The organism is Halomonas chromatireducens (assembly GCF_001545155.1).
GTDB classification, from domain to species: Bacteria; Pseudomonadota; Gammaproteobacteria; order Pseudomonadales; family Halomonadaceae; genus Halomonas; species Halomonas chromatireducens.
In genome coordinates this window covers 2,936,183-2,950,253 of the sequence record NZ_CP014226.1, presented here as the reverse complement: position 1 = coordinate 2,950,253, position 14,071 = coordinate 2,936,183, and the positions used below count along the sequence as shown (strand labels likewise).

At 62.5% G+C, this 14,071-nt stretch carries 11 protein-coding genes; all 11 read left to right on the top strand.

Annotated elements, in window-relative coordinates:
• Positions 1-35 precede the first annotated feature (35 nt).
• The 11 genes from LOKO_RS13620 to LOKO_RS13570 all read left to right on the top strand — a co-directional run bounded on the left by LOKO_RS13620 (position 36) and on the right by LOKO_RS13570 (position 14,020).
• Entirely contained in the window at positions 36-2,228 is a 2,193-nt protein-coding gene (locus tag LOKO_RS13620; protein ID WP_066450453.1) for a methyl-accepting chemotaxis protein, read from the top strand.
• The gene (locus LOKO_RS13615; RefSeq protein ID WP_066450451.1) at positions 2,225-3,103 is read left to right on the top strand and encodes a CheR family methyltransferase; all 879 of its coding nucleotides are present in this window, start codon (positions 2,225-2,227) and stop codon (positions 3,101-3,103) included. Before LOKO_RS13620 ends, LOKO_RS13615 begins: the two co-directional genes overlap by 4 nt.
• A 138-nt stretch (positions 3,104-3,241) precedes the next feature.
• Positions 3,242-4,303, top strand: coding sequence for a protein-glutamate methylesterase/protein-glutamine glutaminase (locus LOKO_RS13610; protein ID WP_066450448.1), 1,062 nt, complete (start codon positions 3,242-3,244; stop codon positions 4,301-4,303).
• Positions 4,304-4,358: 55 nt separating this feature from the next.
• Positions 4,359-6,119 (top strand): methyl-accepting chemotaxis protein, encoded by a 1,761-nt coding sequence (locus LOKO_RS13605; protein WP_066450447.1) that lies wholly within the window; start codon positions 4,359-4,361, stop codon positions 6,117-6,119.
• A gap of 62 nt (positions 6,120-6,181) precedes the next feature.
• Entirely contained in the window at positions 6,182-6,571 is a 390-nt protein-coding gene (cheY, locus tag LOKO_RS13600; RefSeq protein ID WP_043514138.1) for a chemotaxis response regulator CheY, read from the top strand.
• 37 nt (positions 6,572-6,608) lie between these two features.
• Positions 6,609-7,298: a protein phosphatase CheZ gene (gene cheZ / locus LOKO_RS13595; RefSeq protein ID WP_066450435.1), complete on the top strand. Its 690-nt coding sequence runs from the start codon at positions 6,609-6,611 to the stop codon at positions 7,296-7,298.
• A 196-nt stretch (positions 7,299-7,494) separates the two neighbouring features.
• Positions 7,495-8,691: a flagellar biosynthesis protein FlhB gene (gene flhB / locus LOKO_RS13590; RefSeq protein ID WP_066450432.1), complete on the top strand. Its 1,197-nt coding sequence runs from the start codon at positions 7,495-7,497 to the stop codon at positions 8,689-8,691.
• Positions 8,688-10,769, top strand: a complete 2,082-nt coding sequence (flhA, locus tag LOKO_RS13585) for a flagellar biosynthesis protein FlhA (protein ID WP_066450430.1) — start codon at positions 8,688-8,690, stop codon at positions 10,767-10,769. Before flhB ends, flhA begins: the two co-directional genes overlap by 4 nt.
• Positions 10,770-10,772: 3 nt before the next feature.
• Positions 10,773-12,962 (top strand): flagellar biosynthesis protein FlhF, encoded by a 2,190-nt coding sequence (gene flhF, locus LOKO_RS13580; RefSeq protein ID WP_201025326.1) that lies wholly within the window; start codon positions 10,773-10,775, stop codon positions 12,960-12,962.
• A complete protein-coding gene (locus tag LOKO_RS13575; protein ID WP_144439665.1) occupies positions 12,963-13,544 on the top strand; it encodes a hypothetical protein in 582 nt (193 codons plus the stop codon).
• Positions 13,541-14,020 carry a flagellar protein FlhE gene (locus LOKO_RS13570; protein ID WP_066450427.1) on the top strand — a complete coding sequence of 160 codons (480 nt, stop codon included), beginning with the start codon at positions 13,541-13,543 and terminating at the stop codon, positions 14,018-14,020. The genes LOKO_RS13575 and LOKO_RS13570 overlap by 4 nt, the downstream gene beginning before the upstream one ends.
• Positions 14,021-14,071: the final 51 nt, after the last annotated feature.

Here is a 14,071-nt window from a genome sequence, read left to right as displayed (position 1 = left end):
CCCCGGGCGTGGCTAGGTGACAAGGGAAAATAACTATGCGCGACAATCAGCCGGTAACACAGCGTGAATACAAGCTGAGCGATCAGCACCTTTTGATCACTCGAACTGACCTCGAGGGGCGAATCACTTATGCCAATGCGGCATTCGTCGAGGTCAGTGGCTTCACCCATGAGGAACTGATTGGGGCGCACCATAATCTCGTCCGTCATCCCGATATGCCGCAGGAAGCCTTTGCCGACCTGTGGCAGACCCTCAAGCAGGGAGAAACCTGGCAGGGGGTGATAAAGAATCGTCGCAAGAACGGCGATCATTACTGGGTGCAAGCCACTGTCACTCCGATTCTCGAAGAGGGGAAGTGTCTCGGCTACACCTCGGTACGCGTCAAGGCCGATCCGGCGACAGCCGAAAAGGCCGCGCACGATTACGCCCGCCTGCGCGAGGGGCGTACAAGGCACCTGGCCTTCCGCCAGGGGCAGCTGGTTCGGCGCGGTCCGCTTGGGCTCATCGCACGGCTCAATCTGCATACCATCCGCGCCAAGCTGGTCATGATGACTCTGGTGCCCGTTCTGTTGCTTATGCTCAGCGGCGCGGCCGGTCTCTATGGCCTGCAGGTATCGGGGGACCGAGTTGCTCAGCTCAACAATAATGGCGTGCAGGATATCGCCGACCTCCAGCGTATCGATCAGCTTCTGAGTCAACTGATGATTGACCTGGAGCGCCCGGTACGCAATCCCCGTGCGCTGCGTCTGGAGCAGATCCATGAACTCGATGATGAGGTCAATGTCGTCATCGAGCGTGTCGAGAGCTCCTGGGAGAGTTTCCTGGAGGGCGAGGACGCCACACAGCCGGAGATTGCCTCCCTGGACGGGCAGCTCGAGGTTGCCGTTGAAGAAGGCATTCGACCCACGATGCTAGCCCTGATCGAAGGTAGCGGTTTCGCTGCCTACGAGGCTTTCAATGATGTGCTGCGCGCGCAAGTCGAACTGATCGGTCAAAGCATCAATGTATTGGTGGAGGACAAGCTGATCTTTGCCAATGCGCTGGCCGAGGAGGCGGCACAGGGTCAGGCGCTGATGCTGAAGGGGCAGGTCATTGCCGTATCGCTCGGCGTTGCCTTCCTTATCATGCTGGGACTCTGGACCATGGCCTCCATTACCCGGCCGCTGCGCCGGGCCGTGGACTTCACCCTGCAGGTCGCCTCCGGCAACCTGGCGGTGCGCTCGCCGGAGCAGCGGCGCGACGAAGTCGGGATACTGCTCAAGGCGCTGAATATGATGCGCAAGAGCCTCTACACCACGACCCATAGCGTCCAGCAGGGCATTGAAGTTGTGACACCGGCCTCGCGCTCCATCGCCCGCGGCAACGAGGATCTCTCGGCCCGAACCGAGCAGCAGGCCGCCTCGCTGCAGGAAACCGCCTCCAGCATGGAGGAGATGACCACTACCGTGCAGCAGAATACCGACAACGCTCGCCAGGCCAGCGGACTGGCCCTGGACAACGCCGGACGCGTGCGTGACACCGGTGAACTGATGCACGGCGTGGTCAAGACCATGGAGAGGATCACCGCCAGTTCCAACAAGATGACTGACATCATCAATGTCATTGACGGAATCGCTTTCCAGACCAATATTCTGGCCCTGAATGCCTCGGTGGAGGCGGCTCGGGCCGGTGAGCAGGGCCGCGGTTTCGCCGTGGTGGCCGGCGAGGTTCGCAGCCTGGCGGGACGCAGCGCGGATGCCGCCAAGGAGATCCGCCAGCTGATCGATGGTTCCTCCAGTGAAATCAAGGAGGGCGCGGCCCAGGTGCAGAAGGCAGAAAGTGCCATGGCGGAAGTGGTGTCCGCGTCCACGCGGGTCAACGACATCATGGGCGAGATCACCGCGGCCTCCGAGGAGCAGAGCAGTGGTATCGGCCAGATCAACCAGGCGATCACCGAGATGGACCAGGTGACCCAGCAGAATGCCGAGCGCGTCCAGCAGAGTGCCCGAGCGGCCAGTGACCTGCAGTATCAGGCAGAGCAGTTGGCTCAGGCAATCCGGGTATTCCGCTTGCGAGGTGCAGGGCCTGAGCAGGTTGAGGCGATTGAATCGGTGCAGCCAGCGGCCAGGGCGGAAGCCCCGCGTGCCAATGTGCCACCTCTGCAGCATGATCCCCGGCCGGTGAAGTCGTCACCATCGAAGCAGGGCAAGGCTGCGTCATCCATGGATGAAGAGTGGGAAACGTTTTGACGACTACAGAGCCAGGCTCCGGCGCAGACCCGGGTCAGTGGTCCGGTCTCGGCCAACTCGAGCGTGATCTGGTCCTGACCGACGAGGACTTCACCCAGATTCGCAAGTTGATCTATCAGCGAGCGGGCATCGTGTTGGCCGAGCACAAGCGCGAGATGGTCTACAGCCGTCTTGCAAAACGCTTGCGTCATCATGGACTGATCCGCTTCAGCGATTATCTTGCCAGGCTGGCGCGCCAGCCTGAGGCAAGGGAGTGGGAGGAGTTTACCAACGCCTTGACCACCAATCTCACCGCGTTCTTTCGGGAGATGCACCATTTCCCGCTACTGGCCGAGCATGTCCGCCAGGCCAGTGGGCCGGTGCGGCTCTGGAGTGCTGCTGCGTCATCGGGTGAGGAGCCTTACTCGCTCGCCATGACCCTGCTGGAAAGCCTTGGCCCGAAGGCATCCGATGCTCGCGTGGTGGCCACCGACATCGATACGGAAGCCCTCGCAAGGGCCAGGGCGGGGGTCTATCCCATCGAGCAGGTGCGCAAGCTCGATGAAGCGCGAGTGAAGCGGTTCTTCCAGAAGGGCAAGGGACGGCATGAGGGGTTCGCCAGGATTCGGCCCGAAGTCTCCTCGCTGGTGGATTTTCAGTCAATGAACTTGCTGGCGCCCCAGTGGCCGGTCAAGGGGCCCTTCGATGCGATCTTTTGTCGTAACGTCATGATCTATTTCGACAAGGAGACCCAGGCGCGAATTCTCGAGCGCTTTGCCCCGTTGCTCAAGCCCAATGGGCTGCTGTTTGCCGGTCACTCCGAGAATTTCTCCTATATCAGCAAGGTATTCCGGCTGCGGGGGCAGACCGTCTACACCCTTGCCAGCCACCGTTGAGTTTTCACTTCATCCTTTCGGCCTGCCAACGTTGATCGCCTGAGCGCTAAAGTTCTGGCCGGCCAGGCCGATGGTAGACCTATACATCATTCGCCCTGGGCCGTGTCGAGCGGCCCTTGTCATCAAGGAGGCCTCGTCTTGGGATCGAACAGGATCAAAGTGCTGTGTGTCGATGATTCAGCCCTGATTCGCGACCTGCTGAGCGAGATCATCAACTCCCAGCCGGATATGGAAGTCGTAGCCGTGGCGCCGGATCCCTTGGTGGCACGTGATCTCATCAAGCGTCACAATCCGGATGTGCTGACGCTGGACGTCGAGATGCCGCGCATGGACGGCCTCGATTTCCTCGAGCGTCTGATGCGCCTGAGGCCCATGCCGGTCCTGATGGTGTCTTCGCTGACGCAGGCTGGGTCTGAAGTCACGCTTCGAGCCCTGGAGCTGGGGGCCGTTGACTTCGTCGCCAAGCCGGCGCTGGGGATTCGCAACGGCATGATGGATTATGCCAACGATATCGCCGAGAAGATTCGCGCCGCCGCCAAGTCACGACCAAGACAGGCCCGGCGACCAGAGGCGGCCACACGGCCAACGCTGAAGGCACCGCTGGTCTCCAGTGAAAAGCTGATCATCATCGGGGCTTCGACGGGTGGCACCGAGGCGATACGCGCCGTACTGGAACCGCTGCCGGCCAACAGTCCTGCCATCCTGATCACCCAGCACATGCCGGGTGGCTTTACCCGTTCCTTCGCCGAGCGGCTCGACCGGCTGTGCCAGATCACGGTCAAGGAGGCCAGCGACGGTGAACGCGTGCTACCGGGCCACGCCTATATCGCCCCGGGTGACTCCCACCTCAAGCTGGCTCGCAGTGGAGCCAACTATGTCGCTCGGCTGGACGACGGCCCCCCGGTCAACCGTCATCGTCCATCCGTGGACGTGCTCTTCCATTCCGCCTCGACCCAGGCGGGGCGCAATGCCATCGGTGTGATTCTGACCGGCATGGGCAAGGACGGTGCGGCCGGGCTGCTCGAGATGCGTCAGGCAGGGTCTGCCACGGTTGCCCAGGACGAGGCGAGCTGTGTTGTGTTTGGCATGCCTCGTGAGGCCATCGCCTTGGGTGGGGCAGCCGAGGTGCTCGGCCTTGACGACATACCGGAACGCTTGATGGCTCTGGTGGCGGCCTCTGGCCGTGCACAGCGGGTCTAATCATAACAATCAAGACTGAAGACACTAGCGTCACAGAGCGCGAGGAACTGCCGATATGAGTCGATTCATCCGCAACATCAGCATTCACGTATCCGTGATTGTCGCACTGATCAGCTTTGCCGTCTTGATTGGCCTGGTAGCGACGCTGTCGGCACTCTCGGATCGCCAGGCGGGCCTGATACTGGCCGACCTGGACCGGATCAACGTGCAGCAGCTCAATGAAATCAATCGGGCCGATGCATTGCTTAATCAGGCACGGGTGAGCCTCGAGATTGCCTCCAACCAGGTCATGCTGGGACGTATGGCCCAGGCCAATGAGCAGCTTGCCCAGGCGGACGATTATCTCAACCGCTCGGAGCGGCGCCTCAGCAACTTCGCTGACGCTCCCAAGTCGTCCCAGGGCGTGGCCCTCGCTGGTGAGGTGGAATCGAACTTCACCAACGTGCTGGAGCTGGTGCGTCAACAGCATGTTGCTCTCGATGAACTCAATACCCCGGAGTTCGGGAATCTGCGCGATGAGCTGATCGAGCCGGCAGAGGCCCTGAGCGCCAGCATGGCGGCTTTCGTCGCCTACGGGTTCGATAGCGCTTCAGCGATGGTGGCAGACTTCCAGCAGCAGGCGGATCGCTTCGAGCTGATCAAGCTGGGGGCTCTCCTGCTGGCCGCTGCGGTGCTGCTGCTTGTCTATCTGGGGCTGCGGGCAACGGTCGTCCGGCCCCTGAACACGGCGGTCCAGCACCTGCAGACCATTTCCAAGGCCGACCTGACCGGGAAGATCCCGCAGGGGAGCCAGAACGAGATCGGCAAGCTGTTCAACGCCATGCGCAATATGCAGCAGAGCCTGGTGCGTATCGTCGGACAGGTGCGAGACAGCAGCGGGTCGATACATATCGGCACTCGCGAGATCGCCGGTGGTAACGCCGATCTCTCGTCGCGCACCGAGCAGCAGGCCGCATCGCTGCAGGAGACGGCGGCAAGCATGGAGGAGATCACCGCGACCGTTCGCCAGAACGCCGACAACGCCCGCCAGGCCAGCGGCCTGGCCCTGGATGCCTCAACCACCGCGGAGCGGGGCGGCGAGGTGGTCGATCGTGTCGTGCAGACCATGGGTGGTATCTCGGCCAGCTCGAAGAAGATCAGCGATATCACCAGCGTGATCGATTCCATCGCCTTCCAGACGAACATTCTGGCGCTGAATGCCTCCGTGGAAGCGGCAAGGGCCGGCGAACAGGGTCGAGGCTTTGCCGTGGTGGCCGGCGAGGTGCGCAATCTCGCCAGCCGCAGTGCCACTGCCGCCAAGGAGATCAAGGAGCTGATCGATGGTTCGGTAGCCCAGGTCAAGGAGGGCTCGACGCTGGCCGAACAGGCCGGGGAGACCATGGATGGGGTGGTGGCGGCGGTTCGTCGTGTCACCGACATCATGGATGAGATCTCCGCGGCCTCACAGGAGCAGAGTGACGGCATCGAGCAGGTCAGCCAGGCGGTGGGGCAGATGGATCAGGTGACTCAGCAGAACGCGTCGCTGGTCCAGCAGGCCACCGTGGCGGCTTCCTCACTGGAGGAGCAGGCCAGTCGACTGGAGCAGGCCGTGGCGGTATTCCGCCTGGCTGGAGACGCCCTTCAGGCCTCACACCAGACGCAGCCGGCGGAGAATGCCAAGGTCGGTACGGACCAGAGCCGTGCCGACCTGGCGGCCCGCACCCGCGTGCCGGCACTGGCGCAGCCTGCACAGCGACAGGTCGCTGAGGTGGACCCCAAGCCGCAGCGCAAGGCACGCAACGAGCCTGTGGCCGAGGGCGAGTGGGAAGAATTCTGAACTATGGCGGCGGAGAGTCCCGCCGTCAGTCAACTATTGCATGACACAAATGAGGAATCCCGATGGCTGACAAGAACATGAGCTTTCTGGTGGTCGATGACTTCCCGACCATGCGGAGGATCGTTCGGAGCCTGCTCAAGGAACTGGGTTACACCAATGTCGAGGAGGCCGAGGATGGCCAGGAGGCGTTGAGCAAACTCCGTTCGGGTGGCTTTGAGTTCGTGGTGTCCGACTGGAACATGCCCAATCTCGACGGACTGGAGATGCTCAAGCAGATTCGTGCCGACGACGGGCTCAAGGAGCTGCCGGTACTGATGGTCACTGCCGAAGCCAAGAAGGAGAATATCATCGCCGCTGCCCAGGCAGGCGCCAGTGGCTATGTGGTCAAACCCTTCACGGCCGCAACCCTGGAAGAAAAACTCAACAAGATATTCGAGAAAATGGGCAAGTGATTGCCGGGGATAGTTACCTGGCGAAGGAGACGACAAGATGAGCGCAAACGAGCAGCCCGGTGAGGCGCAGCCGTCCAGCGCCGCCGGTGAGGAACTGGTGCAGCGTATTGGTCAACTGACGCGCATGCTCAGAGAGAGCATGCGCGAGCTGGGCTTGGACAAGGAGATTGAAAAGGCTGCGGAAGCCATACCCGACGCCCGGGATCGTCTCAGCTATGTGGCGACAATGACCGAGCAGGCCGCCGAGCGTGCGCTGAATGCCATCGACCGGGCGCAGCCGCTGCAGGATTCCCTCAGCGATGATGCCGGGGCGCTGGACAAGCGCTGGGCAGAGTGGTTCGCGGAGCCCAAGGAGCTCGATGAGGCGCGCGAGCTGGTCAACGAGACGCGGTCCTACCTTGCCGGCGTGCCTGACAAGACCCAGGCAACCCAGAAGGAGCTGCTCGAGATCATGATGGCTCAGGATTTCCAGGACCTGACGGGCCAGGTCATCAAGAAGATGATGGATGTGATTCGCGAGATCGAGCACCAGCTAGTGCAAGTGCTCATCGACGCCGTTCCCGAGAACATGGACCGGGAAACCATGCAGCAGAAGGCCAACGATCAGTGGGAAAACGACCGCAAGCGTGAGGAGAGCCTGCTCAATGGCCCTCAGATCAAGCCTGCGGCTGATATCGTCACCGATCAGGACCAGGTCGACGATCTTCTCGATCAGTTGGGGTTCTAGAAGCCTCTCGAACTTAACGCTGGTTTACCGAGAACGGTCAAATCCGAAAGGCTCCTGGCCACTTACGTTTTCTCCGTTACCGCTTCCGCGTCGAGGGTCATGGTCGATAAGGCCACGATCATCGGCGCTTTTTGGCGTATTACCCTTCCCTTGAAGCCCCCACAATAGCCAGCGTGCACACGAACGTCCGGATGCCATGGCTGACCAGAGCAGTGATCAGGAAAAGACCGAAGAGGCCACGCCTCGACGACTCCAGAAGTCGCGCGAGGAGGGGCAGGTTGCCCGATCCCGTGAATTGACCACGTTCATGCTGCTGTTGGGCGGTGTGGTGGGCATGTGGTCGATGGGTGCCATGCTTTATGACCAGTTGGGTCTGGTAATGGAACAGGCCTTTCTCTTTGAGCGGCAGCAGGCCTTCGAGACGGGCCCCATGCTGGTCAACGTGCTGAACCTTGGGCAGCGCACGCTGTGGACGATGCTGCCGCTGTTCCTGTTGCTGGCCCTGATCGCCCTGGTGGCCCCGGCCCTGCTGGGTGGCTGGCTGATATCAGCCAAGTCGCTCAAGCCGCAGTTGTCGAAGCTGAACCTGTTCAAGGGCTTGAAGCGGATGTTCGGCGTGCAGGCCCTGGTCGAGTTGTTCAAGGCGATTGCCAAGTCGACGCTGATCGGTGGGGTAGGGATGGCATACCTTTACTTCAATCGGGGTGAGTACCTCTCGCTGCTCGATCAGCCAACGACACAGGCCCTGGCACGTGCCCTGATGATGGCGGCCCAGGCCTGCGGACTGATGGTGCTGACGCTGCTGGTGGTCATCCTGATCGACGTGCCTTATCAGCTATATAGCCATGCCAAGAAGCTGCGCATGTCCAAGGAGGAGGTCAAGCGGGAGCACAAGGAGAGCGAGGGCGACCCGCACGTCAAGGCCCGCATTCGCTCCCAGCAGCAGGCAATGGCCCGAGGCCGAATGATGAGCAAGGTGCCCGAAGCGGACGTCATCATTACCAACCCCACGCACTACGCGGTGGCGTTGCAGTACGACGAGAAACAGATGGGCGCGCCACGTGTCGTGGCCAAGGGGGCTGACATGGTGGCAGCGCGTATCCGGGAAGTGGGCCAGGAAGCTGGTGTACCCCTGCTTGAGGCCCCACCGCTGGCGCGGGCTCTGTATCATCACGTGGATCTCGACAGGGAGATCCCATTGACTCTGTATACTGCCGTGGCGGAGGTGCTGGCCTGGGCCTTCCGCCTCAAGCATGTGTCACTTGAGGGGGGAGACGTGCCACCTACGCCCGAGGATCTACCCATACCGCCAGAGCTGGCCGTGCCCGGTGACAATGACGAGGCTGATCGAAATGCATCACAGCGCAATGATTCGACCGGGGGGCGTCAATGAAGTCCCTTAGTCATATTATCGGTCGCCGCGACTGGATGGGCGACGTGCGCATGAAGCTGCTGGCAGGGCCGATCCTGATCCTCATGATCCTGGCCATGATGATCCTGCCGCTGCCGCCTTTTGCGCTGGACATGCTGTTCACCTTCAACATCGCACTGGCAATCATGGTCCTGCTGGTCAGCATGTTCACCCAGAAACCGCTGGATTTCGCCGCCTTTCCGGCGGTGCTGCTCTTTACCACGCTGCTGCGGCTTTCGCTCAACGTGGCTTCTACCCGTGTCATCCTGATGGAGGGGCATCAGGGTGGCGATTCCGCCGGCAAGGTAATCGAGGCCTTTGGCACCTTCCTGGTGGGGGGTAACTTTGCCGTCGGCCTGGTGGTCTTCCTGATTCTCGTCATCATCAATTTCATGGTAATCACCAAGGGTGCCGGCCGGATCGCCGAGGTGGGCGCTCGCTTCATGCTCGACGCGATGCCGGGCAAGCAGATGGCCATCGATGCTGACCTGAATGCAGGGCTGATCGGCGAGGAGGATGCCCGTAAGCGGCGTGCCGAGGTTGCCCAGGAGGCGGACTTCTACGGCTCCATGGACGGCGCCAGCAAGTTCGTGCGCGGCGATGCCATGGCTGGCCTGGTGATCATGGTGGTCAATATCATCGGCGGGCTGCTGATCGGCATGCTGCAACACGGCATGGGCTTCGGCGATGCGGCAAAGACCTATACGCTGATGACCATCGGCGACGGCCTGGTGGCGCAGATCCCGGCGCTGGTGATCTCCACCGCCGCTGGCGTTACTGTCTCCCGGGTAAATACCGAGGAGGATGTGGGTCAGCAGATGATAAGTCAGCTGTTCGTCAATCCTCAGGTGTTGATTCTGGCCGCGGTGGTCATGGGCCTTCTGGGCATGGTTCCGGGTATGCCCAACATGGTGTTCCTGCTCTTTACCGGCCTGCTGGCAGGCCTGGCCTGGATGCTGACTCGGCAGGCGGAGCAGCGGCTGGTCGAGCAGGAAATCAGCGCCGAACCGCCACCACCTCCCGAGGCCCCCGAGGCGAGTTGGGACGACGTGCAGCTGGTCGATACACTGGGGCTGGAAGTGGGGCACCGGCTGATCCCGCTGGTCGATCAGCGCCAGGCGGGCGAGCTACTGGGGCGCATCAAGAGTGTGCGCAAGAAATTTGCGCAGGAAGTGGGCTTCCTCCCGTCAGTCGTTCATATTCGTGACAACCTTGAGCTGGGTGCCAATACCTACGTGATTACGCTCAAGGGCGCAGAAATCGGCCGGGCCGAGGCATTCCCGGGCCAGTGGCTGGCCATTGATCCCGGCCAGGTGACGGGCCAGCTGCAAGGCACCCCCACTGAAGACCCGGCCTTCGGCTTGCCAGCGGTATGGATCGATTCCGGGCAGCGGGAGCATGCTCAGGTCTATGGGTATACGGTGGTCGATGCGGGGACCGTGGTGGCGACGCATCTCAACCACGTGCTGCACCGTCACGCTGCCGAGATGCTGGGGCGTCAGGAAGTCCAGAAACTTCTCGACAAGCTGGGCGAGGAGCAGAAGTCCCTGGTTGAGGACGTGGTGCCCAAGGCGATCAATTTGACCACGCTGCAACGTATCCTGCAGAACCTGCTGGAAGAGGACGTTTCGATTCGCGACATGCGTACTATTCTCGACACCTTGGCAGAGTATGCCCCTCAGCAGCAGGATGCCAATGAGCTGACCGCCCTTGTGCGAATCGCCCTGGGCCGGTCGATCACTCAGCAGTGGTTCCCGGGTCAGGACACGCTCAATGTCATTGGCTTGGAGGCACAGCTCGAGCAGGTACTGATGCAGGCGATGAACGGTAACGGTGCCCTTGAACCAGGGCTGGCGGAGACGTTGATGAGTCAGGCGGAGCAGGCGTTGACTCGCCATGAAGCAAGCGGGGAGCCCCCTGTCATGGTGGTGCAGCACAGCCTGCGGCCGCTGCTGTCTCGCTTCCTTCGTCGCCGGCTGCGTCATCTCGTGGTCATGTCACAGGCGGAGATTCCCGATGATAGGACACTGCGCGTCACGACGCTGGTGGGAGGTCGATAAGCGATGAGTGTCATGCGATTTACCGGCGTGAACAGCCGGGATGCCATGCGCCAGGTGCGCGAAGCTCTGGGCGATGAGGCCCTCATCCTGGCCAACCGGCGAGTAGATGACGGCGTCGAGATTCTGGCCATGGCCGAGTCGGCGGCGCCGGGTGGTAGCGACGATCCTCAACGGCACGCGCAGACGAACGCTTCTGCGCCTCCGGCTGCTGGACAGGGTGCGTCGAGTGCCTTCGAAGCCATGAGTGCGAGGCTGCTCGAGGAGATGCAGGATATGCGTGCGCTGTTGTCGCGCGAGCAGGCGCCGGCGGCGCTCGGTGGCCTTCGCGAACAGCTTCAGCATCTTTTGCTTGAGGCCGGCTTCCGTCAGGAGTTGGCCGGTGAGGTGGTCTCGGCCTTGCCGGAAGAGCTGGTCGGCCAGGATATGGATGCACGTGCCATGAGCTGGCTGCACCGCCAGTTGGTCAACCGTCTGGAGGGCCTCGACGACGAGGACGCTTTCCTGGATCGTGCCGGCATCGTGGCCCTGATCGGACCGACAGGCATCGGCAAGACCACTACTACCGCCAAGCTGGCCGCTCGCTACGTCATGCGTCACGGTACCCGCCCGGTCGCCCTGGTGACCACCGACAGCTTTCGTATCGGCGCCCACGAGCAGTTGCGAATCTATTCGCGGCTGCTCGATGTCCCCATGTATGCACTGAATGCCGACCAGCCGGTCTCCGACCTGCTCGAGCGCATGCGCGGCAAGTCTTGGGTCATCATCGATACGGTTGGCATGAGCCAGCGTGACCATCGTGTCATTGAGCAGGTGGCACACCTGCGTGGTGGCGATGCCCCGGTGAGACTGGTGCTGCTGCTCAATGCGGCCAGTCAGCCCGAGACACTGGAAGAGGTGGTGATCCGCTATCGCCAGGCGGCACAGGCGGCGGGTGCTGAACTCAGCGACTGCATCATTACCAAGCAGGATGAAGCCGGGCGCCTGGCGCCGGTGCTGGATATCGTGATGCGCCATGGCCTGCGCCTGCTGTTCGTCTCCCATGGCCAGCGCGTGCCGGAGGATATGTCCGTGGCCGACGTGCCGGCACTGGTTGACCGCGCCCTGGAGGCCCGCGTTGCCATGGCGCAATCCACGCCCCGTCAGGGCGCCGTGGAAGCGCCGGCGCGCTCCCCCAACCTGCTGGGGCAGGGGCGCCGCCTCTCCAGTACGCTGCTGGCCCTGCGGCAACGGCTGACAGGATTTCAGCAATTGGAAGCGGTCTGGGATCTGCTCGGCCTGCCGGCAGTCGTCCAGCAGCGGCGGCTGGAGTCACTGCTGTCCTCTTATCCAGCGTCCGAGCAGGCGCTGGGCATGCTGTGGAGCGAGCGTCGGCGAGTCAAGGGCGAGCGCTGGTCCATGCCGGATATCGCCATCGACCCGGAGGGGGGCTGGTTGGCGTTGCCACTGCTTCAGCACCGCCAGGTAGCTGGGCAACAGGCGCGACTGGAGGATGCATTGCAACGCTTGGCGGTCAGCGTGCATCTGCTACAGGGTTTGCCCGATGGCGAAGCGGCTGACTGGCTGGAGGAGAAGGCCATCACCTGGTGCAGCCAGGTGCGTGGCAGCCAGCGCGTCGAGCATGCCGGCGAGCGTCTGTCACTGTCGACGCTGGGTGAGCTGGCCGAGCCGCTGGGGGATGTGGCCTGTCGCTTTCGTGGGTCGCCGGGGCGCCTCGCCCTCTCGAGCCTGCCGGTGGCAGTGGCTCTCAAGGCAGGGAAGGGCGTGCAAGCGGTCTTGGTGCAAGCCTGGCTTGGCGATGTGCGTGATACGGAGAGCGGGCGCGTTCTGGCCAAGCGCTACTGGGTGACGCCGGCACGACTGGGGCGTGATCCGCAATCGTTGCTGGTGGCGCAGCTTCAGGGTGATGCGCTGCCGCAGTTGACGCGGCGGGCCTGGCAGCGGCTGGCCCCTTCGGAACTGGGGGAGGTGAGGCCCGATGTGCGTCTGCTGATGGCAAGTGGTCTTGCGACAGTTGCGGCGCATCTGGACCTGGCCGAAGACGAAGCGGCAATGGACCTGCGCGCCGAACTGTTGGGCCTGTCTGGAGGACGTCAGCGTCGCCGTGACGTGGCGCTGCTGGAATCCCTCATGCAACTGTTCATGGTACGTGATGCGATTCGGCATCTGGGTCTCGGTGAAAGGGAGTCAGGCTAGATGGGTATGGATCAGGCCGCCGGGCTACGCAAGTGGTCGAACATGACGCCAAGAGCTCCCCAGGAGGCGTGCCCCGACCACGTTGCTGCGATGCTGGTATCACTGGGAGGAGGCGCCGCTCCAGCTGGCCATGTCGGCTCGGCTCCCACGTCCTCTGCACAGGCCTCGGCGCAGCGCCCGAGGCGGCGTTTGGAATCGGACACGACCCTGATGGTATTGGGGCTTCCCGGCACCGGCGCGCATCATACCGGTAAGGTCACAGAGCTGTTCGAGGCCTGGGCCAACGAGGGTCGTGACTGGGTAGGCAATCCCCGGGCATGGCGGGTGGTGTCACTGCCTGCAGGCAGCCCGCATCTGCCGGTGCTTGCCGGCGAGCAGGCGCGTTGGGCGCTCTGGGTCGATGCAGATCCGGAGGCATTCCGTCGCGCCTATCGCGTGTTGAAGCAGGTAGCCGAGCGTGGTGGGCCGCAGCGGATGCTGCTGGTCCATCCGCCGAGCGTTGGACGACAGGGGCTGCTGAGTAATCTGCGTCATGCCGCGTCAAGCTATCTTGGTATCGAGCTGCTGGTATTGGCAAGATGAAGCTAATACAGCAGTCGTGGGCGAAACTGTTGCTGGGGCTGGGAGGCACACTCATTGCCAGCCTGGCACAGGCATCGGGCAGTTGGGTGGCCAGTGCCCCGGCAGTGCAGGTGGTTATGTCGGAGCGGCAGGTCCAGTCTGCGGATATGGTGCCGCCCACGGCCGAACTGGCCCGGAATCAGGTCATGGGGCGGGTGAGCTGGCAGTTCCAGACCTCGTCCGGCGCCGAGGTGAATGCCCGGCTATGTCACGCCGGTGGGTGTGTCACGTTGGCAGGGCCGCGGGGACACACCGAAGCATTCGCGGGCATACCGGCGGATTCGGCGCTCTACTTCCAGTTTGCGCTGCGGGAGCGCGGACAGCGAGCCATGACGTTGCAGGGGCTGCAGGTCATCGTGAACCACCATGAACAGGAGCGTGCCGCAGCGGGTTCATATGACGGCAGTCGGCGGGGTAGCGGGCGTTGTGACAGTTAACGGTACTGAAGCAAGCGAAACCTGTTGAGTGAATCAGCACCCTTTGAAATG